The 26606-nt window shown below is 56.7% G+C and carries 24 protein-coding genes and 4 tRNA genes; 23 read left to right on the forward strand and 5 right to left on the reverse strand.

Annotation, left to right across the window (positions count from 1 at the left end):
* Window positions 1-109: 109 nt before the first annotated feature.
* The 17 genes from wecA to ABLV12_RS10550 all read left to right on the forward strand — a co-directional run bounded on the left by wecA (window position 110) and on the right by ABLV12_RS10550 (window position 15049).
* Window positions 110-1204: a UDP-N-acetylglucosamine--undecaprenyl-phosphate N-acetylglucosaminephosphotransferase gene (gene wecA, locus ABLV12_RS10470; RefSeq protein WP_004107647.1), complete on the forward strand. Its 1095-nt coding sequence runs from the start codon at window positions 110-112 to the stop codon at window positions 1202-1204.
* A gap of 21 nt (window positions 1205-1225) precedes the next feature.
* Entirely contained in the window at window positions 1226-2272 is a 1047-nt protein-coding gene (gene wzzE / locus ABLV12_RS10475; protein ID WP_024274881.1) for an ECA polysaccharide chain length modulation protein, read from the forward strand.
* 56 nt (window positions 2273-2328) lie between these two features.
* Window positions 2329-3459: a UDP-N-acetylglucosamine 2-epimerase (non-hydrolyzing) gene (wecB, locus tag ABLV12_RS10480; RefSeq protein WP_004107651.1), complete on the forward strand. Its 1131-nt coding sequence runs from the start codon at window positions 2329-2331 to the stop codon at window positions 3457-3459.
* Window positions 3456-4718, forward strand: a complete 1263-nt coding sequence (wecC, locus tag ABLV12_RS10485) for a UDP-N-acetyl-D-mannosamine dehydrogenase (RefSeq protein ID WP_064343654.1) — start codon at window positions 3456-3458, stop codon at window positions 4716-4718. The genes wecB and wecC overlap by 4 nt, the downstream gene beginning before the upstream one ends.
* Window positions 4715-5782 carry a dTDP-glucose 4,6-dehydratase gene (rffG, locus tag ABLV12_RS10490; protein WP_070555236.1) on the forward strand — a complete coding sequence of 356 codons (1068 nt, stop codon included), beginning with the start codon at window positions 4715-4717 and terminating at the stop codon, window positions 5780-5782. The genes wecC and rffG overlap by 4 nt, the downstream gene beginning before the upstream one ends.
* Before the next feature lie 17 nt (window positions 5783-5799).
* Window positions 5800-6681 (forward strand): glucose-1-phosphate thymidylyltransferase RfbA, encoded by an 882-nt coding sequence (gene rfbA / locus ABLV12_RS10495; protein WP_004107659.1) that lies wholly within the window; start codon window positions 5800-5802, stop codon window positions 6679-6681.
* A complete protein-coding gene (gene rffC / locus ABLV12_RS10500) occupies window positions 6659-7333 on the forward strand; it encodes a dTDP-4-amino-4,6-dideoxy-D-galactose acyltransferase (protein WP_064398893.1) in 675 nt (224 codons plus the stop codon). Before rfbA ends, rffC begins: the two co-directional genes overlap by 23 nt.
* 4 nt (window positions 7334-7337) lie before the next feature.
* Entirely contained in the window at window positions 7338-8468 is a 1131-nt protein-coding gene (gene rffA, locus ABLV12_RS10505; RefSeq protein WP_004116980.1) for a dTDP-4-amino-4,6-dideoxygalactose transaminase, read from the forward strand.
* Between the two features lies 1 nt (window position 8469).
* Complete coding sequence (gene wzxE, locus ABLV12_RS10510) at window positions 8470-9720, forward strand: lipid III flippase WzxE (protein WP_348867028.1); 1251 nt, start codon at window positions 8470-8472, stop codon at window positions 9718-9720.
* Window positions 9717-10796 carry a TDP-N-acetylfucosamine:lipid II N-acetylfucosaminyltransferase gene (locus ABLV12_RS10515; RefSeq protein ID WP_160887377.1) on the forward strand — a complete coding sequence of 360 codons (1080 nt, stop codon included), beginning with the start codon at window positions 9717-9719 and terminating at the stop codon, window positions 10794-10796. The genes wzxE and ABLV12_RS10515 overlap by 4 nt, the downstream gene beginning before the upstream one ends.
* Window positions 10793-12139, forward strand: coding sequence for an ECA oligosaccharide polymerase (wzyE, locus tag ABLV12_RS10520; protein WP_004116984.1), 1347 nt, complete (start codon window positions 10793-10795; stop codon window positions 12137-12139). The genes ABLV12_RS10515 and wzyE overlap by 4 nt, the downstream gene beginning before the upstream one ends.
* Before the next feature lie 11 nt (window positions 12140-12150).
* The gene (wecG, locus tag ABLV12_RS10525; RefSeq protein ID WP_004107669.1) at window positions 12151-12891 is read left to right on the forward strand and encodes a lipopolysaccharide N-acetylmannosaminouronosyltransferase; all 741 of its coding nucleotides are present in this window, start codon (window positions 12151-12153) and stop codon (window positions 12889-12891) included.
* Window positions 12892-13122: 231 nt separating this feature from the next.
* Window positions 13123-14505, forward strand: coding sequence for an amino acid permease (locus tag ABLV12_RS10530; RefSeq protein ID WP_004107670.1), 1383 nt, complete (start codon window positions 13123-13125; stop codon window positions 14503-14505).
* Window positions 14506-14610: 105 nt separating this feature from the next.
* Window positions 14611-14687, forward strand: a tRNA-Arg gene (locus ABLV12_RS10535).
* Window positions 14688-14742: 55 nt separating this feature from the next.
* A tRNA-His gene (locus tag ABLV12_RS10540) sits at window positions 14743-14818 on the forward strand.
* Between the two features lie 22 nt (window positions 14819-14840).
* Window positions 14841-14927 (forward strand) — tRNA-Leu (locus tag ABLV12_RS10545).
* Window positions 14928-14972: 45 nt separating this feature from the next.
* A tRNA-Pro gene (locus tag ABLV12_RS10550) sits at window positions 14973-15049 on the forward strand.
* Between the two features lie 584 nt (window positions 15050-15633).
* Here the strand turns inward: ABLV12_RS10550 and hemY are convergent.
* Genes hemY through hemC form a run of 4 tightly spaced genes read right to left on the reverse strand, consistent with a single transcriptional unit; the run spans window position 15634 to window position 19712 of the window.
* On the reverse strand, window positions 15634-16830 hold the full coding sequence (gene hemY / locus ABLV12_RS10555; RefSeq protein ID WP_004107671.1) for a protoheme IX biogenesis protein HemY: 1197 nt from the start codon (window positions 16828-16830) through the stop codon (window positions 15634-15636).
* Between the two features lie 3 nt (window positions 16831-16833).
* On the reverse strand, window positions 16834-18012 hold the full coding sequence (gene hemX, locus ABLV12_RS10560) for a uroporphyrinogen-III C-methyltransferase (RefSeq protein WP_064398898.1): 1179 nt from the start codon (window positions 18010-18012) through the stop codon (window positions 16834-16836).
* A gap of 21 nt (window positions 18013-18033) precedes the next feature.
* Window positions 18034-18774 (reverse strand): uroporphyrinogen-III synthase, encoded by a 741-nt coding sequence (gene hemD, locus ABLV12_RS10565; RefSeq protein ID WP_004107673.1) that lies wholly within the window; start codon window positions 18772-18774, stop codon window positions 18034-18036.
* The gene (hemC, locus tag ABLV12_RS10570) at window positions 18771-19712 is read right to left on the reverse strand and encodes a hydroxymethylbilane synthase (protein WP_064398900.1); all 942 of its coding nucleotides are present in this window, start codon (window positions 19710-19712) and stop codon (window positions 18771-18773) included. The genes hemD and hemC overlap by 4 nt, the downstream gene beginning before the upstream one ends.
* Window positions 19713-20058: 346 nt before the next feature.
* On the opposite strand from hemC, the gene cyaA reads away from it, so the two are divergent.
* Window positions 20059-22608, forward strand: coding sequence for a class I adenylate cyclase (gene cyaA, locus ABLV12_RS10575; RefSeq protein ID WP_016808213.1), 2550 nt, complete (start codon window positions 20059-20061; stop codon window positions 22606-22608).
* A gap of 156 nt (window positions 22609-22764) precedes the next feature.
* Here the strand turns inward: cyaA and cyaY are convergent, their stop codons facing one another.
* The gene (cyaY, locus tag ABLV12_RS10580; protein ID WP_004107678.1) at window positions 22765-23085 is read right to left on the reverse strand and encodes an iron donor protein CyaY; all 321 of its coding nucleotides are present in this window, start codon (window positions 23083-23085) and stop codon (window positions 22765-22767) included.
* 138 nt (window positions 23086-23223) lie between these two features.
* On the opposite strand from cyaY, the gene ABLV12_RS10585 reads away from it, so the two are divergent.
* The 5 genes from ABLV12_RS10585 to yigB are packed head-to-tail and all read left to right on the forward strand — an operon-like array spanning window position 23224 to window position 26596.
* Entirely contained in the window at window positions 23224-23427 is a 204-nt protein-coding gene (locus ABLV12_RS10585; protein WP_016808214.1) for a lipoprotein, read from the forward strand.
* A 25-nt stretch (window positions 23428-23452) separates the two neighbouring features.
* Window positions 23453-24277 (forward strand): diaminopimelate epimerase, encoded by an 825-nt coding sequence (gene dapF / locus ABLV12_RS10590; protein ID WP_160887381.1) that lies wholly within the window; start codon window positions 23453-23455, stop codon window positions 24275-24277.
* Window positions 24274-24981, forward strand: a complete 708-nt coding sequence (locus tag ABLV12_RS10595) for a DUF484 domain-containing protein (RefSeq protein WP_348867029.1) — start codon at window positions 24274-24276, stop codon at window positions 24979-24981. Before dapF ends, ABLV12_RS10595 begins: the two co-directional genes overlap by 4 nt.
* Window positions 24978-25880 carry a tyrosine recombinase XerC gene (gene xerC, locus ABLV12_RS10600; RefSeq protein ID WP_160887383.1) on the forward strand — a complete coding sequence of 301 codons (903 nt, stop codon included), beginning with the start codon at window positions 24978-24980 and terminating at the stop codon, window positions 25878-25880. Before ABLV12_RS10595 ends, xerC begins: the two co-directional genes overlap by 4 nt.
* Window positions 25880-26596, forward strand: a complete 717-nt coding sequence (yigB, locus tag ABLV12_RS10605) for a 5-amino-6-(5-phospho-D-ribitylamino)uracil phosphatase YigB (protein WP_016808215.1) — start codon at window positions 25880-25882, stop codon at window positions 26594-26596. Before xerC ends, yigB begins: the two co-directional genes overlap by 1 nt.
* Window positions 26597-26606: the final 10 nt, after the last annotated feature.

Here is a 26606-nt window from a genome sequence, read left to right on the forward strand (position 1 = left end):
ACAGTCTAAAATTTCTACAATAAATTTGTAATGTTCTGCTTTGCCCCTTCTGGAGTTGAGGCATCGTCGTTATACTTCCCGGATTAACTATGCTGAGAGCACATGCGTTGTGAATTTACTCACTGCTATTACTGAATTAATCAGTATTTTCTTATTCACCACCCTGTTTATATTTGTCGCCCGCAAGGCGGCAAAAAGAGTTGGGCTCGTGGATAAACCTAACTATCGTAAACGGCATCAGGGTTTGATTCCGTTAGTCGGTGGTATTTCAGTTTTCGCAGGTATTTGTTTTACGTTTGCCATCGCCGATTATTACATTCCCCACGCAAAGTTATACCTGGGGTGTGCCGGGGTGCTTGTGCTGGTCGGCGCGTTAGACGACCGCTTTGATATCAGCGTAAAAATTCGCGCGGTAATTCAGGCCGCCATCGCCGTCATTATGATGATGGTGGGAAATCTTCATCTAAGTAGCCTCGGCTTTATATTTGGCTCATGGGAGCTGGTGCTCGGCCCCTTTGGCTTCTTCCTCACGCTTTTCGCCGTTTGGGCCGCGATCAACGCCTTCAATATGGTTGATGGCATCGATGGCCTGCTGGGCGGCCTCTCCTCCGTCTCTTTTGCGGCAACCGGTATCATTCTGTGGTTTGATGGCCAGTACAGCCTGGCAATGTGGTGTTTTGCGATGATTGCCGCCATTTTGCCCTATATTTTACTTAACCTCGGGGCGCTTGGCCGTCGCTATAAAGTCTTTATGGGTGACGCCGGCAGCACCATGATTGGCTTCACTATCATCTGGATCCTGCTGGAGACCACGCAGGGAAAGACGCATCCCATTAGCCCTGTCACTGCGCTATGGATTATTGCGATCCCGTTGATGGATATGGTGGCGATTATGTACCGCCGCCTGCGTAAAGGAATGAGTCCGTTCTCCCCGGACCGTCAGCATATTCATCACTTGATCATGCGCGCCGGGTTTACTTCCCGCCAGGCATTCGTGCTGATCACCCTGGCCGCCGCGCTGCTGGCGCTGGTTGGGGTGGCAGCGGAATACACCCGTATTGTTCCTGAATGGGTGATGTTAATACTCTTTTTGGTGGCCTTCTTTCTTTATGGCTACTGTATTAAACGCGCCTGGAAAGTGGCGCGCATGGTTAAGCGCATTAGACGCAGAATACGGCGACACAGCGGCAATAATCCAAATTAACCAAGTCAATCTGGGGACGTGATGACTCAACCATTACCGGGAGCACAAACAGTGAACGTTGAGAATGAGCTGGATATTCGCGGGCTGTTTCGCGCCCTGTGGGCAGGAAAAAGCTGGATAGCAGGTTTCGCGGTGCTCTTTGCACTGATTGTTCTGGTCTATACCTTCTTTGCTCGCCAGGAGTGGAGCGCGACGGCAATTACCGACCGGCCGACGGTGAACATGCTGGGCGGGTACTATTCGCAACAGCAGTTTTTACGCAATCTCGATATCAAGGCCAATCTCGTCTCGGTCGATCAACCTTCGGTAATGGATGAAGCGTATAAAGAGTTCATTATGCAGCAGGCGTCATGGGATACCCGCCGCGATTTCTGGCTGCAAACGGACTACTACAAGCAGCGCCAGTCGGGTAACGCCCGCGCCGATGCCGCTTTGCTGGACGATCTGATTAACGACATTCAGTTTATGCCCGGCGATGCGCTCAAAAGCGTTAACGACAGCGTGAAGCTGACGGCGGAAACCGCCCCGGATGCCAATAATCTGCTGCGTCAGTATGTCGCCTTCGCCAGCCAGCGCGCGGCGGGTCACCTGAATGACGAGCTTAAGGGCGCCTGGGCCGCGCGAACCGTGCAGATGAAAGCGCAGGTTAAGCGCCAGGAAGAGGTGGCGCGCGAAATTTTCAATCGCCGCATGCATAGCGTGGAGCAGGCGCTGAAAGTCGCCCAGCAACACAATATTTCCCGCAGCGAAACCGACATTCCACCAGACCAGCTGCCGGATTCCGAACTGTTTTTACTGGGCCGGCCGATGCTGCAGGCCCGTCTGGAAAATCTGCAGGCGGTCGGGCCGCAGTACGATCTTGATTATGACCAAAGCCGCGCCATGTTAACGACGTTAAACGTGGGACCGACCCTGGACCCGCGTTTTCAGACTTACAGGTATTTGCGAACGCCTGAAGAACCGGTAAAACGCGATAGCCCGCGCCGCGCGTTTCTGATGGTGATGTGGGGGATTGTGGGCGCGCTCATCGGCGCAGGCGTTGCGTTAACGCGTCGCCGTGTCCAGTGAATGCGACCTGTGGTGAAGGACATCCAGCCTTCATCGCCTAATCGAAGAGAATCGATGTGAAAGTACTAACGGTATTTGGCACGAGACCAGAAGCCATCAAAATGGCGCCTCTGGTTCATGCGCTGGCAAGGGATCCTCATTTTGAGGCGAAAGTTTGCGTGACCGCGCAGCATCGGGAGATGCTCGATCAGGTGTTGAAACTTTTTTCTATTGTTCCGGACTACGACCTTAACATCATGCAGCCGGGTCAGGGGTTGACGGAGATTACCTGCCGCATCCTTGAGGGCTTAAAGCCGGTGCTGGAGTCGTTTAAGCCAGATGTGGTGCTGGTGCATGGCGATACCACCACGACGATGGCGGCAAGCCTTGCCGCTTTCTATCAGCGCATTCCGGTGGGGCACGTGGAAGCCGGACTGCGCACGGGCGATCTGAGCTCGCCGTGGCCGGAAGAGGGGAACCGCACGTTGACCGGGCATCTGGCAACGTACCATTTTGCGCCGACGGAAACCTCGCGGCAGAACCTGCTGCGGGAAAATATTGCCGATAATCGGATCACGATAACCGGCAATACGGTTATTGATGCGCTGTTTTGGGTGCGCGATCGGGTACTGAGCGATGAAGCGCTGCGTAACGAGCTGACTCAGCGTTATCCTTTTCTCGCCAACGGTAAGAAGATGATTCTGGTCACCGGGCATCGTCGGGAAAGCTTTGGCCGCGGTTTTGAGCAAATCTGCCACGCGCTGGCAGAGATCGCTGCCAATAACCCAGACGTACAGATTGTCTATCCGGTGCATCTGAACCCGAACGTCAGCGAACCGGTTAACCGTATTCTCGGCCACGTTGAGAACGTCATGCTTATTGAGCCGCAGGATTATCTGCCGTTCGTCTGGCTGATGAATCGCGCGTGGTTGATTCTGACCGATTCCGGCGGTATCCAGGAAGAGGCGCCATCGCTCGGCAAACCGGTGCTGGTAATGCGCGAAATGACCGAGCGTCCGGAAGCGGTCAGCGCGGGAACCGTATGCCTGGTGGGTACCGACAGCCAGCGCATCGTCAATGAAGTCACGCGCTTGCTGCATGATGAGTCCGCCTGGCAGGCCATGAGCCGGGCGCATAACCCGTACGGCGATGGACAAGCGTGTCATCGTATTTTGTCTGCACTTAAAAATAATCAGGTAACGCTATGAATTTTTCTACCATTTCAGTGATTGGCCTTGGATATATTGGCCTGCCAACCGCTGCCGCGTTCGCCTCCCGGCAAAAGCGGGTGGTCGGCGTTGATGTCAATCAACACGCCGTGGAGACCATTAACCGTGGTGAAATTCATATCGTGGAGCCGGATCTGGCGAGCGTCGTTAAAACGGCGGTCGAGCAGGGCTATCTGAGCGCCACCACCGCGCCAGTAGAAGCTGACGCCTATCTGATTGCGGTGCCGACGCCGTTTAAAGACCTGCACGAACCGGATATGGTTTTCGTCGAGTCGGCGGCTAAATCTATCGCGCCGACGCTGAAGAAAGGTTCGCTGGTTATCCTCGAGTCCACTTCGCCGGTAGGTTCAACCGAACAGATGGCGGACTGGCTGGCGGAAATGCGCCCCGATTTGAGCTTCCCGCAGCAGGCTGGCGAAGCGGCGGACGTGAATATCGCCTACTGCCCGGAGCGCGTTTTGCCGGGTCAGGTCATGGTTGAGCTGATCAAAAACGATCGCGTGATCGGGGGTATGTCGCCGGTTTGCTCAGCCCGCGCCAGCGAGCTGTATAAAATTTTCCTCGAAGGCGAATGTGTGGTGACTAACTCTCGCACCGCCGAAATGTGCAAGCTGACAGAAAACAGCTTCCGCGACGTTAATATCGCTTTTGCCAATGAACTTTCGCTAATTTGCGCCGATCAGGGGATTAACGTCTGGGAACTGATTCGCCTGGCGAATCGTCATCCGCGCGTGAACATTCTCCAGCCCGGTCCGGGCGTTGGCGGCCACTGCATCGCGGTCGACCCGTGGTTTATCGTGGCGCAAAACCCGCAGCAGGCGCGGCTTATCCGTACCGCGCGTGAAGTTAACGACCATAAACCAGAGTGGGTGATCGATGAAGTTAAAGCGCGGGTCGCCGACTGTCTTGCCGCCAGCAACAAACGCGCCAGCGAGATAAAAATCGCCTGCTTTGGCCTGGCGTTTAAGCCGAATATTGATGATCTGCGCGAAAGCCCGGCCATGGCCATTGCCGCACAAATCGCCCGCTGGCACGGCGGCGAAACCCTGGTTGTTGAGCCGAATATCCACCAGTTGCCGAAGAAGCTTGATGGCTTGTGCGCACTGGCATCGCTCGACGAAGCGCTGGCGAGCGCCGATGTGCTGGTGATGCTGGTCGATCATAAAGAATTTAAAGCGATTAGCGGGGATAGCGTCAGCCAGCAGTTTATCGTCGATACCAAAGGGGTCTGGCGGTGAGAACGATTCTGGTCACCGGCGGCGCCGGTTTTATCGGTTCTGCGGTGGTGCGTGAAATCATCACTGCAACCAGCGATAACGTGGTGGTGGTTGATAAGCTGACCTACGCGGGGAATCTGATGTCGCTGGCGCCTGTCGCCGGGGATCCGCGTTTTGCTTTTGAACAGGTGGATATCTGCGATCGCGCTGAACTGGACCGGGTATTTCGCCACTATCAGCCCGATACGGTGATGCATCTGGCCGCTGAAAGCCACGTTGACCGCTCTATTGACGGCCCGGCGGCGTTTATCGAAACCAACATTGTCGGTACCTGGACGCTGCTGGAAGCGGCCAGGGCCTGGTGGAATACGCTGGCGAACGATAAAAAATCAGCCTTTCGTTTCCACCACATCTCAACGGATGAGGTCTATGGCGATCTGCACGACAGCGGCGCGTTTTTTACCGAAACCACGCCCTATGCGCCCAGCAGCCCCTATTCGGCGTCGAAAGCCAGCAGCGATCATCTGGTGCGCGCCTGGAAGAGAACCTATGGCCTGCCGACGCTGGTCACAAACTGCTCGAATAACTACGGACCGTATCATTTCCCGGAAAAACTGATCCCGCTGACTATCCTGAACGCGCTGGCGGGTAAACCGCTGCCGGTTTATGGCAACGGGCAGCAGATCCGCGACTGGCTGTACGTTGAAGATCACGCCAGGGCGCTCTATCGGGTGGCAACGAGCGGTGAGCCGGGCGAAACTTACAATATCGGCGGCCATAACGAGCGGAAAAATATTGAGGTAGTGGAAACCATTTGCGATCTGCTGGAAGAGCTGGCGCCGCGCAAACCGGCAGGCCTTGCGCGCTATCGCGATCTCATCACCTTTGTTGCCGATCGTCCCGGCCACGACCTGCGCTACGCTATTGATGCGGCGAAAATAGCGCGTGAACTGGGCTGGACGCCGGCCGAAACGTTCACCAGCGGGATGCGCAAAACCGTTGAGTGGTACCTGGCTAATGAAGCCTGGTGGCAGCAGGTGCTGGACGGCAGCTATCAGGGTGAACGCCTGGGGCTGCAAGCCTGAGCGCTTGAGGGGGTAAAATGAAAGGTATTATTCTGGCAGGCGGATCGGGTACCCGCCTGCATCCGATCACGCGCGGCGTCTCAAAACAGCTGCTACCCATCTACGATAAGCCGATGATCTACTATCCGCTCTCGGTGCTGATGCTGGCCGGGATTCGCGAAGTGCTGATCATTACCACCCCGGACGACCAGCGCGATTTCCAGCGCCTGCTTGGCGATGGTTCGGAGTTCGGCGTTCAGCTCAGCTACGCCGCGCAGCCAAGCCCGGACGGGCTGGCGCAGGCCTTTATCATCGGCGAGGCGTTCCTCAACGGTGAGCCCTCATGCCTGGTGCTCGGCGATAATATCTTTTTCGGCCAGGGCTTTAGCCCGAAGCTCCGTAGCGTCGCGTCCCGCACTTCCGGGGCGACGGTGTTTGGTTATCAGGTGATGGACCCGGAACGCTTTGGCGTGGTGGAATTTGATGACGATTTCCGCGCGATTTCGCTGGAGGAGAAGCCAAAGCAGCCCAAATCCAACTGGGCGGTAACCGGCCTCTATTTCTACGACGGTAAAGTCGCGGAATACGCAAAACGGGTTAAACCCTCGGCGCGCGGCGAGCTGGAGATCACCTCCATCAATCAAATGTATCTCGACGATGGCGCGCTAACGGTTGAGCTGCTGGGCCGCGGTTTTGCCTGGCTCGATACCGGCACGCACGATAGCCTGATCGAAGCCAGCATGTTTGTGCAAACGGTGGAAAAGCGTCAGGGTTTCAAGATTGCCTGCCTGGAAGAGATCGCCTGGCGCAACGGCTGGCTGGACGACGACGGCGTGAAGCGCGCGGCGAAAAGGCTGGAAAAAACCGGCTACGGTCAATACTTACTGGATTTACTCCGTGCCCGCCCGCGCCAGTATTGAGTCCCTGGAGTGGGAGAACCGCTTCTTCGGCGTCAATAGCGCTATCCTGCGCTTTGGCGATGATGCGCCGCCGCTGACGGTGGACGCGCTGGCGAACTGGTCGCGGGTGCAGGCGAAAGTTGCGGCGGATGATACCGCACGCCTGGATGCGCTGCAGGCATTGGGCTTCCGACTGGTGGAGGGCGAGGTCGATCTCGCGCTTTCGCCAGCCGCTTATGGTGATAGTGGTGCCGAGTCGGCGACCGAGGCGGATATTCCCCGGCTGCGTGAACTGGCCGCGCTGGCCTTTGCGCAGAGCCGTTTTCGCGCGCCCTGGTACGCAGCCGATGCCAGCGGCCGTTTCTATGCCCAGTGGATTGAAAATGCGGTGCGCGGCACCTTCGATCATCAGTGTCTGGTGTTTCGCGCCCCTGGCGGCGATATCCGCGCGTTTGTCTCCCTGCGCCAGCTCAGCGCGCACGAGGCAAGGATTGGCCTGCTGGCCGGACGCGGAGCCGGAGCGGAATTAATGCAGGCAGCTCAGGGCTGGACCGCGCTGCGCGGGCTGAAGACACTGCGGGTGGCGACCCAGATGGGCAACACCGCCGCGCTTAAACGTTACATTCTTAGCGGTGCGAATGTCGAAAGCACCGCGTACTGGTTATACAGGTGACATGATGATTCCATTTAACGCGCCGCCGGTGGTGGGAACCGAGCTTGATTATATGCAGTCCGCGATGGGAAGCGGCAAGCTGTGCGGCGATGGCGGTTTTACCCGCCGCTGCCAGCAGTGGATGGAGCAGCGCTTCGGTACTGCCAAAGCCCTGCTGACGCCGTCCTGCACCGCTTCGCTGGAAATGGCGGCGCTGCTGCTGGATATCCAGCCGGGCGATGAAGTGATTATGCCGAGCTATACTTTCGTCTCCACCGCCAACGCCTTTGTGCTGCGTGGCGCAAAAATCGTCTTCGTTGATATTCGTCGCGACACCATGAATATTGATGAAACGCTGATTGAAGCGGCGATCACCGACAAAACCCGCGCGATTGTGCCGGTCCACTACGCCGGCGTGGCCTGCGAAATGGACACCATTATGGCTATCGCCAGCAAACATAATCTGTTTGTCGTGGAAGATGCCGCTCAGGGCGTGATGTCGACCTATAAAGGCCGGGCGCTCGGTACTATCGGCCATATTGGCTGCTTCAGCTTCCATGAAACCAAAAACTACACTGCGGGCGGTGAAGGCGGCGCGACGCTGATTAACGATCGCAAGCTGGTAGAGCGCGCGGAGATCATTCGAGAAAAAGGCACCAACCGCAGCCAGTTTTTCCGTGGTCTGGTGGATAAATACACCTGGCGTGATATCGGCTCCAGCTACCTGATGTCCGATTTACAGGCGGCCTATCTGTGGGCGCAGCTGGAAGCGGCGGAGCGAATTAACCAGCAGCGCCTGGCGCTGTGGCAGAACTACTACGAGGCCCTGCTGCCGCTGGCGCGCGCCGGGCGTATCGATCTGCCGATCGTGCCTGCCGACTGCGGGCACAATGCGCATATGTTCTACATCAAGCTGCGCGATATTGACGATCGCAGTAAGCTGATTGCCTGGCTGAAAGAGGCGGAGATTCTGGCCGTGTTCCACTATATTCCGCTGCATAGCTGCCCGGCCGGGGAGAACTTCGGCGTGTTCCACGGGACGGATCGCTTCACGACTCAGGAGAGCGAACGCCTGCTGCGTTTGCCGTTATTCTACAACCTGTCGAGCGTAAACCAGCGCACGGTGATTAACTCGCTGCTGAGCTATTTCTCCTGATATGTCGCTGGCTAAAGCTTCTCTGTGGACCGCAGCGTCCACGCTGGTCAAAATCGGCGCCGGTCTGCTGGTAGTTAAACTGCTGGCGGTGTCGTTCGGCCCGGCAGGCGTGGGGCAGGCGGGCAACTTCCGCCAGCTGGTGACAGTGCTTGGCGTGCTGGCGGGGGCCGGAATCTTTAACGGCGTCACGAAGCTGGTAGCCCAGCATCATGACGATCGCCGGCAGTTGCACAACGTCGTCGGCACCGCTTCAGCGATGGTGCTGGGGTTCTCCACCCTGCTGGCGCTGATATTCCTGCTGGCGGCGGCGCCGATAAGCCAGGGTCTGTTCGGTCATCAGCATTATCAGAATCTGGTACGGCTGGTAGCGCTGGTACAGATGGGCATTGCCTGGGCGAACTTCCTGTTAGCGCTGGTGAAGGGGTTTCGCGATGCGGCGGGCAATGCGCTGTCGCTTATCGCCGGGAGCCTGATTGGCGTGGCGGCGTACTATGCCTGCTACCGTTTCGGCGGCTATCAGGGCGCATTGCTGGGACTGGCGCTGGTACCTGCGCTGGTGGTCGTGCCGGCGGCTATCGTACTGTGGCGACGCGGCAATATACCGCTGAGCGCGCTGCGTCCGCGCTGGGACAACGGCCTCGCAGGGCAGCTGTCGAAATTTACCCTGATGGCGCTGATTACTTCGGTGACGCTGCCGGTAGCCTACGTGATGATGCGTAACCTGCTGGCGGCCCACTATGGCTGGGACGCGGTGGGGATCTGGCAGGGGGTAAGCAGCATCTCCGACGCCTATTTACAGTTTATCACCGCATCATTTAGCGTTTATCTGTTACCGACATTGTCCCGCTTGACGGCGAAAGCGGATATCACCCGTGAGATTGGCAAATCGTTAAAATTTGTTCTCCCGGCGGTAGCTGCAGCCAGCCTGACCGTATGGCTGCTGCGCGATTTCGCTATCTGGCTGCTGTTTTCCGACCGCTTTACGGCAATGCGCGATCTGTTTGCCTGGCAGTTGGTGGGCGATGTGCTGAAGGTCGGGGCATATGTTTATGGCTATCTGGTGATCGCCAAAGCCTCGCTGCGTTTTTATATTCTGACGGAAATCAGCCAGTTCACGCTGTTGACCGCATTCTCGCACTGGCTTATACCGGCGCACGGCGCAATCGGCGCGGCGCAGGCGTATATGGCTACTTATATTGTTTATTTCGCCCTCTGTAGCGGCGTGTTTTTACTTTGGCGTAAACGGGCATGACAGCACTGATACATGTACTGGGATCGGATATCCCGCACCACAACCAGACCGTTCTGCGGTTCTTTAATGATGAGCTGGCCGTCAATGACGAGCAGGCTCGCCTGTTTATGGTCGTCGGTGATGCGACAGGAATTCGCGAAGCGTACCCCGCGCTCTCCATCAGCTGCTATCCGGGGAAGAAGTCGCTGGCAAAGGCGGTTATCGCGCTGGCAAAGGCGACCCGGCAGCAGCGCTTTTTCTTTCACGGCCAGTTTAATACCGGCCTGTGGCTGGCGCTGCTCAGCGGGGGGATCCGCCCGGCGCAGTTTAACTGGCACATCTGGGGCGCGGATCTGTATGAGAATTCCGCCAGCCTGAAGTTTCGCTTGTTTTATCCGCTGCGGCGCCTGGCGCAGGGGCGGGTAGGGCGCGTCTTTGCGACCCGCGGCGATCTCAGTTGGTTCGCCGCCCGGCATTCGGGCGTGCCGGGCGAACTGCTCTATTTCCCGACCCGCATGGATCCGGCGCTGAACTCGCTTGCTGAAAGCGCGCCGCGCGGCGAGACGCTGACTATCCTGGTGGGGAATTCCGGCGACCGCAGCAACGAGCATATCGCCGCGCTGCGCGCGATTCATCAGCAGTTTGGCGATACGGTCAACGTTGTCGTGCCGATGGGTTATCCGGCCAATAATAGTGACTACATCAATGAAGTTCGCGCGGCCGGCGCGGCGCTGTTCAGCCCGCCGCATCTTCAGGTACTGGGCGATAAGCTGGCGTTTGATGACTATCTGGCCCTGCTGCGCCGCTGCGATCTTGGCTACTTCCTGTTTGCCCGCCAGCAGGGGATCGGCACGCTGTGTCTGCTGATTCAGGCGGGGATCCCCTGCGTGCTGAACCGGGAGAATCCCTTCTGGCAGGATATGTCGGAGCAGCATATTCCGGTACTCTTTACCAGCGATACGCTGGACGCGGCCTTGGTGCGTGAAGCGCAGCGCCAGCTGGCCGGCGTGGATAAGAATCAGATTGCCTTCTTCCGTCCTAATTATCTGACGGGCTGGCGACGGGCGTTGCGGATTGCCGCGGGGGTGGATGCATGACATTAATGCAATTTAGCGGACTGCTGCTGGTTTGGCTGCTGTCGACGCTTTTTATCGCCACCGCCACCTGGTTTGAATTTCGTCGGGTGCGCTTCAACTTCAACGTCTTTTTCTCGCTGCTGTTTCTGCTGACCTTTTTCTTTGGCTTTCCGCTGACCAGTATTCTGGTGTTTCGCTTCGACGTGGCGGTCGCCCCGCCGGAAATTCTGTTGCAAACTCTGCTGGTTTCCGTCTGTTTTTATGCGGTTTACTACGTGACTTATAAAACGCGGCTACGCTCGGCGGCGCAGAGCCATCAGCATCGTCCGCTGTTTACGATGAACCGCGTGGAGACCCATCTGGCCTGGGGGATTTTGCTGGGACTGGCGCTGCTCTGCGTCGGGATCTTCTTTGCGCATAACGGCTTTCTGTTATTCAAGCTCAACTCCTATAGCCAGATCTTCTCCAGCGAAGTTTCCGGCGTGGCGCTAAAGCGTTTCTTCTACTTTTTCATTCCGGCAATGCTGGTGGTCTATTTTCTGCGTCAGGATTATAAAGCGTGGATATTCTTCCTCGTCAGCACCGTCGCATTTGGTCTGCTGACTTACGCCATCGTTGGCGGGACCCGGGCGAATATCATCATTGCGTTTGCTATCTTCCTGTTTATTGGCATCATTCGCGGCTGGATAAGCCTGTGGATGCTGGCGGCGGCGGGCGTACTGGGCATCGTCGGCATGTTCTGGCTGGCGCTCAAACGCTACGGAATGAACGTCAGCGGCGATGAAGCGTTTTATACTTTCCTCTATCTGACCCGCGATACCTTCTCGCCGTGGGAGAACCTGGCTCTGCTGCTGCAAAATTACGACAAGATTGAGTTTCAGGGCCTGGCGCCAATCGTCCGCGATTTCTATGTTTTTATCCCCAGCTGGTTGTGGCACGGTCGACCGACAATGGTGCTCAATACCGCGAACTATTTCACCTGGGAAGTGCTGAATAACCATTCTGGCCTGGCGATTTCGCCAACCCTGATTGGCTCGCTGGTGGTGATGGGGGGCGTCTGGTTCGTGCCGCTGGGCGCGGTAGCGGTTGGGCTGATTATTAAATGGTTTGACTGGCTGTACGAGCTTGGCAACCGGGAAACGAACCGCTATAAAGCGGCGATCCTGCACAGTTTCTGTTTTGGCGCTATCTTCAACATGATCGTGCTGGCGCGTGAAGGGCTGGATTCCTTTGGCTCTCGCGTGGTTTTTTTCCTCGTTATCTTTGGGATCTGCCTACTGGCGGCGAAACTGCTGTACTGGTTCCTCGATAGCGTCGGGCTGATTCATAAGCGGGCTAAACCGCTGACGCAACCTCAAGTCTGATAAGGGTGTACATGACTGAGACTACATCCGCGCCGTTGTACCTGCTGAGAGGGTTGCAACTCATTGGTTGGCGCGATATGCAACATGCTCTGGACTATCTGTATGCCGATGGCGAGATCCGTACGGGTACGCTGGTGGCGATTAATGCAGAGAAGATGCTGGCGGTAGAGGATAACCCCGAAGTTCGGGCGCTGATCGAAGCCGCAGAGTTTAAATATGCTGACGGCATCAGCGTGGTGCGCTCATTACGTAAAAAATACCCTCAGGCGCAGGTATCGCGCGTCGCCGGGGCTGATTTATGGGAAGCGCTGATGGCGCGCGCTGGCGCTCAGGGAACGCCGGTATTTCTGATCGGCGGTAAGCCCGAAGTGCTGGCGCAGACGGAACAGCAGCTTCGTCAGCGCTGGAACGTAAACATCGTCGGCAGCCAGGACGGCTATTTCGCTGCTGACCAGCGTCAGGCGCTGTTTGAACGTATTCGCGATAGCGGGGCGAAGATCGTCACCGTGGCGATGGGGTCGCCGCGTCAGGAGATCCTGATGCGCGATTGCCGGGAAGTTTATCCGCAGGCGCTTTATATGGGCGTAGGCGGAACCTACGATGTCTTTACCGGTCATGTTCAGCGAGCGCCGAAGTTCTGGCAGGACCTGGGGCTGGAGTGGTTTTATCGCCTGGTTTCGCAGCCGAGCCGAATAAAAAGGCAGGCGCGTCTGCTGCGCTATTTACGCTGGTATTATACCGATAAGCTTTGATATTCCACTGCGAGCGGGCGGGTTTACCTGGATATTCTGTGTAATGTCTTCACTCGCCTGATACTTTATTTGCCATTTCCCTCAAATTCATTAACCATTCGCATGCTTAAAACGCGACGGTAAGGTATACCGTCGCGCAGGCAGGGCTATTCGTTCATAAAAATAACCGGCATAAGCCCATCTCGCCTGGGATGCGCTTAAATCCGGAGCAGGGCAAACACAAGAGGCTATATGACTGAGAAAAAAGCGGAACTTCAGCGGGGACTGGAGGCGCGGCACATTGAGCTAATCGCCCTTGGCGGCACGATTGGCGTGGGACTATTTATGGGGGCGGCAAGTACGCTGAAGTGGGCCGGACCTTCGGTTCTGCTGGCGTATATTATCGCGGGGCTCTTCGTCTTCTTTATTATGCGTTCGATGGGCGAAATGCTGTTCCTCGAACCGGTTACCGGCTCGTTCGCTGTTTATGCGCACCGCTATATGAGCCCGTTTTTTGGCTATCTGACCGCCTGGTCCTACTGGTTTATGTGGATGGCGGTCGGGATATCGGAGATTACGGCGATCGGAGTCTATGTCCAGTTCTGGTTCCCGGAGATGGCGCAGTGGATACCGGCGCTTATCGCGGTTGGGCTGGTCGCGCTGGCGAATCTGGCGGCGGTACGTCTGTACGGCGAAATTGAATTCTGGTTTGCCATGATTAAAGTGACCACCATTATTGTCATGATCGTGGTGGGGCTGGGCGTCATCTTCTTTGGCTTTGGCAACGGCGGACACTCCATTGGCTTTAGCAATCTGACCGAGCACGGCGGTTTCTTTGCCGGCGGCTGGAAGGGCTTTCTGACGGCGCTATGCATCGTGGTCGCCTCCTATCAGGGCGTCGAGCTTATCGGGATCACCGCCGGTGAAGCGAAAAATCCGCAGGTCACTCTGCGTAGCGCGGTCGGCAAAGTGCTGTGGCGAATCCTGATTTTCTATGTCGGGGCGATTTTTGTGATCGTCACTATTTTCCCGTGGGATCAGATAGGCTCCAACGGCAGTCCGTTCGTGCTGACCTTTGCCAAAATCGGTATCACCGCAGCGGCAGGGATTATCAACTTTGTGGTGCTGACGGCGGCGCTTTCCGGTTGTAACAGCGGAATGTATAGCTGTGGACGGATGCTCTACGCGCTGGCAAAGAATCGCCAGCTGCCTGCGGCCATCGCCAGAGTTTCGCGTAACGGCGTGCCGTCGGCGGGCGTGGCGCTGTCGATCCTGATTCTGCTGGTCGGTTCGTGCCTGAACTACATTATTCCTAATCCACAGCGGGTATTTGTTTACGTCTACAGCGCCAGCGTGCTGCCGGGAATGGTGCCATGGTTCGTAATTCTGATTAGCCAGCTACGTTTTCGTCTGGTACATAAAGAAGCGATGGCCAGCCATCCTTTCCGCTCGCTGCTATTCCCGTGGGCAAACTATTTAACCATGGCGTTCCTGGTTTGCGTGCTGATAGGGATGGGATTTAACGACGATACGCGTATGTCGCTCTTTGTCGGAATTATTTTCCTCGCCGCCGTGACGCTTATTTATAAGGTATTTGGCCTTGGTCGACGCGGAAATGTTGATAATGTGGCGTAATAAGCAACAAAACGCACAAAGCATGAGCAAACGATAATTTTCTTTTAAAAGGCACTAGACAGCGGGGTAGGAAGTCCGTATTATCCGACCCCGCAACGGCGCTAAGCGCCCGTAGCTCAGCTGGATAGAGCGCTGCCCTCCGGAGGCAGAGGTCTCAGGTTCGAATCCTGTCGGGCGCACCATTTACCCGGTGCTGGAGCTGCGGTGGTTTCAATACCGCGTAAAAGATTTGCAGTGGTGGCTATAGCTCAGTTGGTAGAGCCCTGGATTGTGATTCCAGTTGTCGTGGGTTCGAATCCCATTAGCCACCCCATTATTTAGAAAGTTGTGAAATTGCGAAGGTGGCGGAATTGGTAGACGCGCTAGCTTCAGGTGTTAGTGTTCTTACGGACGTGGGGGTTCAAGTCCCCCCCCTCGCACCACGACTTTATAAAGAATTGAACTAAAAATTCAAAAAAGCAGTACATCGGCGAGTAGCGCAGCTTGGTAGCGCAACTGGTTTGGGACCAGTGGGTCGGAGGTTCGAATCCTCTCTCGCCGACCAATTTTGAACCCCGCTTCGGCGGGGTTTTTTGTTTTCTGATTCTGCAAAAAAACGTTTATCTCCCTGATATCGCAAACAATACTTCGTTAACCCTGACGTCATTTATTGTCCAGAATAGTCCCAATTCTTTGTTCAGATAGATGCATCTTCTCCAGATCCTGTGCGATAATAATCGGGTAGATGCTCATTCCATCTCTTATGTTCGCCTTAGTGCCTCATAAACTCAGGAATGATGCAGAGCCGTTTTACGGTGCTTATCGTCCACTGACAGATGTCGCATTTTATATGCTAAATCATTCATGATGTGTCGAGACGGCCAGCACGGGAATCCCCAGGAGCTTACAAAGGTAAGTGACTGGAGTGAGCGTGTGCAGCTAACGAAGAGACAGCGTGAAGGATGAAGCATATAGCCTCATCAAACACCATGGACACTACGTTGAGTGAAGCACCCAATTTGTTGTCAAACAGACCTGTTTTAACGCCTGCCCTGGTTTCAGAGCAGGCGTTTTTTTCTTTTCAGGGAGCGGGAAACGTTCCGGCGGGAGAGGAAGTGATTCTCGCCCCCGGCGGAGGCGAGAGTGACATTACTGCTGCGGATTGTTTTGCAGGGTTAACAGCAGGCCGTCGCGACGCATCGTCGCCGCTTCTTCCGGCTGATGCAGGCGGTCAAGAGTATCCGCCAGCCATGCGTAGTCAAACGCATCCGGGCGCTGCTTGAGGGCTGCGCGGAACGCGATGCTGGCCTCCTGCCACTCACCGTGGCGCATCAGCGATTGCCCCAGCGTACTCCACAGCAGCGGACGATCGCCGACCGTTTTAAGCTGCTGACGCAGCACTTTTTCCAGCTGCTCAGGGTTATTGGTTTTCAGCCGCGGAATCGGCATAACCAGACGGTCGTCATAGTGCTTTTTCAGACCTTCGATAATAATCTGCTGCGCGGTATCATGATCGTCGCTTTCGATAAGACGATTCGCCATCGCCACCTGTAGCGCCACCTGGCTGCGGGTTTTACGGCTCTGGCTTTTCCACCAGTCGCGCAAACCTTCGCTACCGCCGTCGGCCAGCGTTTTATCCATCAGACCAATCCACGCCAGCTGTTCCAGTTCAGCGCGATGCTCTTCATCGCTGACGTTGGCTTTCGCCATTGACGGAATGATATCCAGCAGCGAATTCCAGGCGCCGGTACGGATGTAGGCCTGCTCGGCAAGGCGCAGAACCTCCGGATGACGCGGCGTGATTTCCAGCAGCCTGTCAATACCGTGGCGGGCGGCGTGGTTTTCATTACGCGCCAGCTGCAGACGTACGCGGGTTATTTCGACAGGGATCAGATCGTCACCGGCTAATTCAGCAGCGCGCTCCAGATGTTGGTTAGCGCGAGCTTCATCTCCACGCTGCTGGGCGGCTTCCGCTGCCAGCAGGTAGTTCACAACGGGCTGTTCAGCGTGATCGGCATTTTTCGCCATCAGCTTCTCAACCTGCTGATAATCACCTTCCGCCAGCTTCAGCAGCGCCTGCTCGGTTTGCTTACGGGCGCGACGACGCTTACGGCCAACGAACCAGCCGCGGGTGTGTGCGCCGGTGCGGAAAATCCGCCGCAGTAGCCACTCAATGGCAAACAGTACCACCATGGTGAGGATCAGGATGATCGCAAGCCCGGTCACGCTGGTTTCAATATTGTAGTTATCGGTCTGGATTAGCACGTAGCCCTGATGACCCGCGATCATCGGCCCGACCACAATCCCGGCAAGCAGCAGCGCGAAGAGTAAGAGAATTTTCAACATGCGTTACTCTCCTTGTGGCGCAGGCGTTGGCGCGTGGGCTGCAGGTGCCGGCGCGCTGGTCTGGGGTTCAGCCGGCTGCGCCATCAGATTACGCACTCGCGTCTGCATTAGTTTCTCAAGCAGCGCCTGGCTTTGCAGGTTTTCCGGTACGTTCATGGTGATGCTTTGCTGGCTGAGCTTATCCACATCCTCAAGGAAGGCTTTGGTGGTGGCGTCTTCCGTGTCGTAGTAAGCGCGAACCCAGGTCGAGACGTTATCCAGAGCCTGTTTGTAGGTTTCTTCCTGATGGCGAGGGACAGCCTGCGCTGCGACCAGCAGACGGGAGCGAATATTTTCGCGCAGGTAGACGTCCTGGTTCGGCGCCAGCAGCGGCACGGCGGTTTCATCGCGGCGGCGAACGGTAATAAAGCTGTCCATAAAGTTCTGCCAGCTTTTTTGCAGGTTTACACGCCATTCGGTAATGGAGCTGGATAGCTCATCGCTATCGGAATCCATCGGCGTGTCGTCATCGTTGTTGTCCGCCAGACGGAGATTATCGATCTGGTTGGCGAGCTGGTTCACCTTCAGAATGATGCCGTCGTAGTCGACCTGACTCACGGCAGAAAGCGAGGCAATATCGTCGGTAATGGCGCGACGCGCGGCGATCAGGCTCGGATCGTTCATATCGGCGAGGCTGGCGTCGGCGCTTTTCAGCAGCGCGGCAGCGGTCGTTACGTCCTGATCGCTCCACAGCTTACGTCCGGCCAGTTTCACGAGGAAATCCGCCTGCGCGAGCAGCCAGGTTTTTGCGTCGCTGCCGGAAATAACCGCAACCTTCTCCTGAACTTCTTCCAGCTTCTTCGCCAGAGCCTCCTGCTGACGCTGCGCTTCCGTCAACTGGTCGGCCTGCTGCTTAATAATGCCTTCGAGTTCGCTTTTTTGGCTTTCCTGGGCTTTTTGCAGCGCGGCGATCTGGCTGGATAGCCCGGCGCTGGCTTCGCTCTGGCGGGTTGCCTGGGTCTTCGTCAGGCCATAAAGACCTATGCCAGCGGCGAGGGCGATAGCAATAGCTATTGCGCTCAGCGCGAGGCTGGTTTTACTGCCGCCGTTTTTCTTTTCTACGTTATTTTCTGGCTGTGACGTCGTGTCCACGGCCTCCCTGGTCTCTTCAACCACGGCGGATTGATTCTGTTGTTCCGTCATTATGGCTTCCAATGTTGAGAGTTATTGTAATGCGCGTAGCAGCGCATCGTTGTCGGCGCTATCGGCAACCTGGATATCCTGCCAGCCCAATTCTCTGGCCTGCTCGGCCAGACGTTCACTGACAACTAAAATGCGACAGCTCAGGAGCCAACGTTCGCGATACCACTGTGGTATCAGCGTCCAGAGCTGCTGCAGCATCTCGCCGCTGGTAATGACCAGCGTTGAAATACCGCGAGACTGCCAGCGCATTGCTTCTTCTGCGCCATCATAGTGCCTTGCACTACGTTGATAACATTCACAAAAAGTGACATCAGCACCGCGTTCGCGAAGTGTGTCACCGAGTAATTCCCGCCCTCCGTTACCGCGCAGGATGAGCGCTCTTTTCCCCGCAATGTTTTGTAATTCAGGTAATTGTAGCAAGACTTCGCTGATTTCCCGATCTAACGGATAGCGAACATGACGATTGCTGACTTTATGCAGGGCCAGCGCGGTGGTGCGGCCAATGGCAAAATAGTCAGGCGCCGAAGGCCAGCGCAGCCTTTGCTGCTGGAGGCGAGAGTGGGCAAACTCAACGGCGTGCTGGGACAGTGCGAAGAGCAAATCGCCAGCCGCGAGGTTTTCCAGCTGGCCGCCCAGCTCAGGAAGCTGACGTCCAGGGGTAAATTCAATGAGCGGAAAGCTCCAGGCCACGCGCCCCAGCGCGCGCAGGCGGCTGACTAACTCTTCGCCTTGCGGCAGCGGACGGGTGACCAGGATACTCATTGTGGACCTTCTCCTGCATAGACGACGGCAAGAATGTCACGTGCGCCGTTATTCAGAAGCTCTTCGGCGAGAGAGACGCCGAGCGTTTCTGCCTCTTCCGCACGGCCGCGCCGCTCGCCGCGCACCATTTGTGAGCCATCCGGCGCGCCAACCAGCGCGCGCAGCCATAGCTCACCGTCGATCAGTTCGGCATAGCTGCCGATTGGCACCTGACAGCCGCCTTCCAGCCGGGTGTTCATCGCCCGTTCAGCGCGTACGCGTATGGCCGTTTCCGTATGATTTAACGGGGCCAGTAGCGCTTTGGTCCATTCGTCGTCAAGACGACACTCGATGCCGACCGCGCCTTGGCCAACGGCGGGCAGCGATTGCTCCGGCGATAGCGGTTGACGAATACGCGCCTCCAGGTTCAGGCGTTTAAGCCCTGCGGCGGCAAGAATAATGGCGTCATACTCGCCGCTATCAAGCTTGCCCAGACGCGTGCCTACGTTGCCGCGCAGGGAGCGGATCGTGAGATCCGGCCGCGCTGCGGCCAGCTGACACTGACGGCGTAAACTTGACGTGCCAATGATGCTGCCGTGCGGCAGTTCATCAATGGAAGCGTAGTGGTTTGAGACAAACGCATCGCGCGGATCTTCACGCTCGCAGATGGTCACCAGCCCAAGCCCTGCGGGAAACTCCACCGGTACGTCTTTCATCGAATGGACGGCGATGTCGGCGTGGCCTTCCAGCATCGCCAGCTCTAACTCTTTCACAAATAGACCCTTACCGCCCACTTTTGCAAGGGGCGTATCAAGGATCACGTCGCCGCGGGTGACCATAGGCACCAGTTCAACGGAAAGCCCCGGGTGGCAGGACTCCAGACGCTCTTTCACATAATGTGCCTGCCATAGCGCAAGCGGGCTTTGCCGTGTGGCAATTCTCAAAACTTTGTCTAACATGCTTGTTACCGTCATTGTCGACCACTAACCATCCTAACATTGTTGTCTTAGGGATGTTAGTTTTGTGGGGTTAAGGGTCGCGGCCATCTTTTTAGCCTTTCATGCGTTTGCGGGTTGCCGCAAACGTAGTGAAGAATTTACACGTAGTAAAGGGTGCTACACTTGTATGTAGCGCATCTTTCTTTACGGTCAATCAGCAAGGTGTTAGATTGATCACGTTTTAAACCATTTGTCAGTCCGCAGTTCACCACAACCACACCGACGACGAATGGTGACGGTTTTTGTTGAAATACTGAAACTCTCCGTACTATTGTACGTCGGGTTTTTGAACATCAGGCGATATGTCTTGTACCTCTATATTGAGACACTGAAACAGAGACTGGATGCCATCAACCAATTGCGCGTGGATCGCGCCCTTGCTGCCATGGGACCCGCTTTCCAGCAGGTTTACAGTCTACTGCCGACATTACTACATTATCATCATCCGCTGATGCCGGGTTACCTTGACGGTAACGTTCCCCGTGGCATTTGCCTCTACACGCCTGATGAAACCCAACGTCACTATCTTGATGAGCTCGAGCTCAACCGTGGCATGCTGGCCAAGGAGCCGCCGAAAGGCGAGCTGCCGATCACCGGCCTTTACTCTATGGGCAGCACATCTTCCGTCGGCCAAAGCTGTTCGTCTGACCTGGATATCTGGGTTTGCCACCAGTCCTGGCTTGACACTGAAGAGCGTCAGCTGCTGCAGCGTAAATGTAGCCTGCTGGAGAGCTGGGCGGCATCGCTGGGCGTCGAGGTCAGCTTCTTCCTGATCGACGAAAACCGCTTCCGTCATAACGAAAGCGGCAGCCTGGGCGGCGAAGACTGCGGCTCCACCCAGCATATCCTGCTGCTGGATGAGTTTTACCGTACCGCGGTGCGCCTTGCCGGCAAACGTATTCTGTGGAATATGGTGCCGTGCGATGAAGAAGAGCATTACGACGATTACGTCATGAGCCTCTACGCGCAGGGCGTACTGACGCCGAACGAATGGCTGGATCTCGGCGGCCTGAGTTCTCTGTCGGCCGAAGAGTACTTCGGCGCCAGCCTCTGGCAACTGTATAAAAGCATCGACTCGCCCTATAAGGCCGTGCTGAAAACGCTGCTGCTGGAAGCGTACTCCTGGGAGTACCCCAATAACCGCCTGCTGGCGAAAGATATCAAACAGCGCCTGCATGACGGTGAGATCGTTTCGTTTGGCCTCGATCCTTACTGCATGATGCTGGAGCGCGTGACGCTCTATCTGCAGGCCATCGAAGATGAAACGCGCCTCGATCTGGTGCGTCGATGTTTCTATTTAAAAGTCTGCGAGAAGCTGAGCCGCGAGCGCGCCTGCGTCGGCTGGCGTCGCGAAGTCGTCAGTCACCTGGTGAAAGAGTGGGGCTGGGATGAAAAGCGTCTGATGATGCTCGACAACCGGGCCAACTGGAAGATCGACGAAGTCCGTAAAGCGCACAACGAACTGCTTGATGCGATGATGCAGAGCTATCGCAACCTGATTCGTTTTGCGCGCCGCAATAACCTGAGCGTTTCCGCCAGCCCGCAGGATATTGGCGTGCTGACGCGTAAGCTGTACGCCGCCTTTGAAGCGCTGCCGGGGAAAGTCACCCTGGTAAACCCGCAAATTTCACCGGATCTGTCTGAGCCGAATCTGACCTTTATCCACGTGCCGCCGGGCCGTGCCAACCGTACCGGTTGGTATGTCTATAACCGGGCGCCGGACATGGAATCGATCATCAGCCATCAGCCGCTGGAATATAACCGTTATCTTAATAAGCTGGTGGCCTGGGCCTGGTTTAACGGCCTGTTGACGTCACGTACGCGCCTGTTTATTAAGGGCAACGGCATTGTCGATCTGGCGAAGCTGCAGGAGATGGTGGCCGATGTGGCGCATCACTTCCCGCTGCGCCTGCCTTCTCCGACGCCGAAAGCGCTGTACAGTCCGTGCGAAATCCGCCATCTGGCGATTATCGTCAACCTGGAATATGACCCGACGGCGGCCTTCCGCAATCAGGTGGTGCATTTTGACTTCCGCAAGCTGGATGTTTTCAGCTTCGGCGAAGAGCAAAAGTGCCTGATTGGCAGCATCGACCTGCTGTACCGCAACTCGTGGAACGAGGTGCGTACGCTGCACTTTAACGGCGAGCAGGCGATGATCGAAGCGCTGAAAACCATTCTTGGCAAGATGCACCAGGACGCCGCGCCGCCGGATAGCGTGGAGGTTTTCTGCTATAGCCAGCATCTGCGCGGTCTGATCCGCACTCGCGTACAGCAGCTGGTGTCTGAATGCGTTGAGCTGCGTCTTTCCAGCACCCGTCAGGATACCGGCCGCTTTAAAGCGCTACGCGTTTCCGGGCAGACCTGGGGGCTGTTCTTCGAGCGTCTTAACGTTTCGGTTCAGAAACTGGAAAACGCCATCGAATTCTATGGCGCGATTTCCCATAACAAATTGCACGGGCTGTCGGTGCAGGTGGAAACTAACCACGTCAGGCTGCCGCAGGTAGTGGACGGCTTTGCCAGCGAAGGAATTATTCAGTTCTTCTTCGAAGATGCGGATAACGATAACGGTTTTAACATCTATATCCTCGATGAGAGCAACCGCGCCGAGGTGTATCACCACTGCGAAGGTAGCAAAGAGGAGCTGGTGCGCGACGTCAGCCGCTTCTACTCTTCATCCCATGACCGTTTTACCTACGGTTCCAGCTTTATCAACTTTAACCTGCCGCAGTTTTATCAAATCGTCGACGTTGACGGTCGCGAGCAGGTGATTCCGTTCCGCAGCCAGGTGATTGCCGCTGCCACCGCTTCAGCCGGTCAGGATGCTGCCTCATCGCCGATGCTACAACACTACTCCTGAGCCTGAACTGCGGGCCTTGAGGGTGTGATATGTTTGAAATCTTCTACGGGTGGACTTGCCGGGGGCGCTGCGCTTGCCCGTGCTACAGGGCGATAGGGATTTTTGTAGCCCGGATAAGGCGTTAGCCGCAATCCGGGGAATTCGTATCACGCTCTCTTAGCGAAAACTCACCGCTTCACCGGCCTGCATGGTCGCCGCCTGTTCCAGCAGATCCCAGAAGGTTTCGCCGCTGCGGTCGCATACCCACTCGTCGCCTTTTAAGTCGAAATGGTAGCCGCCTTGTTTCGTTGCCAGCCACACCTGATGTAGCGGTTCCTGACGGTTGATAATAATCTTGCTGCCGTTTTCAAAACTGATAGTCAGTACGCCGCCGTTGATTTCACAGTCGATATCGCTGTCGCCGTCCCAGTCGTCAAGGCGTTCTTCGATGGTCATCCACAGGGTATCGGCCAGGCGATGGAATTCACTGTCGTTCATGGTTCTTTCCCGCTTTTTTGATAGTGGCGGCAGTATAGCGCGAAACAAAAGCGCGCGCAGTGGGATGCTAAACGCTTGCTTTTACGTCTTCTCCTGCGATGATAGAAAGCAGTAAGAATGAATCACGGGCAACTATCCATGAAAAACGTTTTCCCAGCGCTTGCCGTTTTATTAGCGGTTCTCAGCCTTAGCGGCTGTGGTCTGAAAGGGCCGCTTTACTTCCCGCCGGCGGATAAGACTGCGCCTCCGCCGACTAAGCCGGTTGATAGCGGTATCCAGAGCTCTACGCCGGATCGGAACGATCGCGGCGATAGCGGTGGCCCGACCCAGGTGAATTACTGACAGTTCCGCGCAGCTGGAGTAGAAAATGCAGTTCTCTAAAATGCATGGCCTGGGTAACGACTTTATGGTCGTTGACGCAGTAACGCAGAATGTTTTTTTCTCACCTGAACTGATCCGTCGTCTGGCGGATCGGCATCTTGGCGTGGGTTTCGATCAGCTGCTGGTGGTGGAGCCGCCTTACGATCCGGAGCTCGACTTCCACTATCGTATCTTCAATGCCGACGGTAGCGAAGTGGCGCAATGCGGCAACGGCGCGCGCTGTTTCGCCCGCTTTGTGCGTCTGAAAGGCCTGACCAATAAACGTGATATCCGCGTCAGTACCTCGAATGGCCGTATGGTATTAAGCGTCACGGAAGACGATCTGGTGCGCGTCAATATGGGTGAGCCAAACTTCGAACCGTCCCAGGTGCCGTTCCGCGCCAACAAAGCGGAAAAGACCTATATTATGCGCGCCGCTGAACAGACAGTATTGTGCGGCGTGGTGTCGATGGGTAACCCGCACTGCGTTATCCAGGTTGATGATGTGGAAACCGCGACGGTGGAAACGCTCGGCCCGGTGATGGAAAACCACGAGCGCTTCCCGGAGCGGGCGAACATCGGCTTTATGCAGGTGCTCAGCCGCTCTCATATTCGCCTGCGCGTGTATGAACGCGGTGCGGGGGAAACTCAGGCCTGCGGCAGCGGCGCCTGTGCGGCGGCGGCAGTCGGTATCCAGCAGGGATTACTGGGCGAGGAGGTCCGCGTGGAATTACCCGGCGGACGTCTTGATATCGCCTGGAAAGGTCCGGGCCAACCGTTGTATATGACTGGCCCGGCGGCACATGTCTATGACGGATTTATTCATTTATGAAACAAGTCGGGGAAGAACAACAGGAACTTGCCAGCGAGCTAAACGATCGCGCAGTGGTGGACTATCTGTTGCAACATCCTGAATTCTTTATTCGTAATGCGGCGCTGGTGGAACACATGTCAGTGCCGCATCCGGTGCGTGGTTCGGTCTCGCTGGTGGAGTGGCACATGGCGCGGGCGCGGAACCATATCAACGTGCTGGAAGAAAATATGACGCTGCTGATGGAGCAGGCGACGGCTAACGAAAGCCTGTTTCAGCGCCTGTTTCACCTGCAAACGCTGCTGGCGGCGGCCGATAGCCTTGACGAAATGCTGAACCGCTTTCATCGCTGGGCGCGCGAGCTGGGTCTGGCGGGCGCCACGGTGCGCCTGTTTCCCGACCGCTGGCGGCTCGGCGCGCCTTCCAAATTCACCCATCTGGCGATAAGCCGGCAGGCGTTTGAGCCTATTCGCATTCAGCGTCTTGGACAACAGCGCCATTATCTTGGCGCTTTAAACGGCCCCGAGCTGCTGGTCGTGCTGCCGGAAGCTAAAGCCATCGGATCGGTGGCGATGTCGCTGCTGGGGGGAGACGACGCCCCCGGAGTGATGATATTCAGCAGTCGCGACCCCCAGCACTATCAGCAAGGGCAGGGAACGCAGCTATTGCAGGAAATCGCGTCGATGCTCCCGGGATTGCTGGAGCGCTGGATTGAACGCGCATGACCGACTCGCCTCTGTTTGCTCCCGTAGAACGCTTCTTACGCTATCTCGGCGTCGAGCGTCAGCTGAGCCCGATAACGCTGCTGAACTATCGCCGCCAGCTGGAAACGCTTATCGCGCTGGCGGATAGCGCCGGGCTGAAAAGCTGGCAGCAGTGTGATGCCGCCCAGGTCCGTAGCCTGGCGGTGCGCAGCCGTCGTCAGGGGCTGGGGCCTGCCAGCCTGGCCTTACGTCTCTCCGCCTTACGCAGCTTCTTTGACTGGCTGGTGAGCCAGGGCGAACTGACCGCGAATCCGGCGAAGGGGATTTCGGCGCCGAAAATACCCCGCCATCTACCGAAAAATATCGACGTCGACGACGTTAATCGCCTGCTGGATATCGATCTCAACGATCCGCTGGCGGTACGCGACAGAGCGATGCTGGAAGTGATGTACGGCGCGGGGTTGCGTCTTTCGGAGCTGGTGAATCTCGATATTAAGCACCTCGATCTGGAATCCGGCGAGGTGTGGGTGATGGGCAAAGGCAGCAAAGAGCGCCGTCTGCCGATTGGCCGCAATGCGGTGGTGTGGATTGAGCACTGGCTCGATCTGCGCGGACTGTTCGGCGCCGATGAGGACGCTCTGTTCTTATCTAAACTGGGGAAGCGAATTTCCGCGCGTAACGTGCAAAAGCGCTTTGCCGAATGGGGCATAAAGCAGGGGCTCAACAGCCACGTGCACCCGCATAAGCTGCGCCACTCCTTCGCGACCCATATGCTGGAGTCGAGCGGCGATCTGCGCGGGGTGCAGGAGCTGCTGGGCCATGCTAACCTTTCCACCACTCAAATCTATACCCATCTCGATTTTCAACACCTTGCGTCGGTGTACGATGCGGCACATCCGCGCGCCAAACGGGGGAAATGATGCGTTTTTACCGACCTCTGGGCCAGATTTCAGCATTGACGTTTGACCTGGACGATACCCTTTATGACAACCGCCCGGTGATTGACCGGACGCTGCATGAGTCGCTGAGCTTTGTGCGCAGCTACCACCCTTCTCTGAGCCAATTTGACGCCAGCGAGCTTAACCGGCTGCGCCAGACGCTGCTGGCGTCAGAGCCGGAAATTTACCACGATGTGACCGAATGGCGCCGCCGCGCGCTGGAGCTGGGGATGATCAACGCCGGGCTTTCAGCGACGCTGGCGAAAACGGGGGCCGATGAAGCGATGGCGAATTTCGCTCACTGGCGCAGCCTGATTGACGTTCCGCAGGAGACGCACGATACGCTGGCGCAGCTGGCGGAAAAGTGGCCGCTGGTGGCCATTACCAACGGCAACGCCCAGCCGGAACTCTTTGGCCTGAGCGACTACTTCCGCTTCGTGCTGCGCGCGGGCCCTGACGGGCGCTCTAAGCCCTTTGCCGATATGTATCATCTCGCAGCGGAGCGGCTGGAGCTTCCTCTGGGGCAGATTCTGCACGTCGGGGACGATCTGACGACCGATGTCGCAGGCGCTATTCGCTGCGGCATGCAGGCCTGTTGGATCAAACCGCAGGGCGCAGACCTGATGCGCGCCGCCGATGGCCGCCTGCTGCCGCACATCGAAATTTCACGGTTGGCATCTCTGACCTCGCTGATATAATCGTCAGTAG

It is taken from the genome of Klebsiella sp. CN_Kp100, assembly GCF_040065315.1.
Classification (GTDB): Bacteria; Pseudomonadota; Gammaproteobacteria; order Enterobacterales; family Enterobacteriaceae; genus Klebsiella; species Klebsiella oxytoca.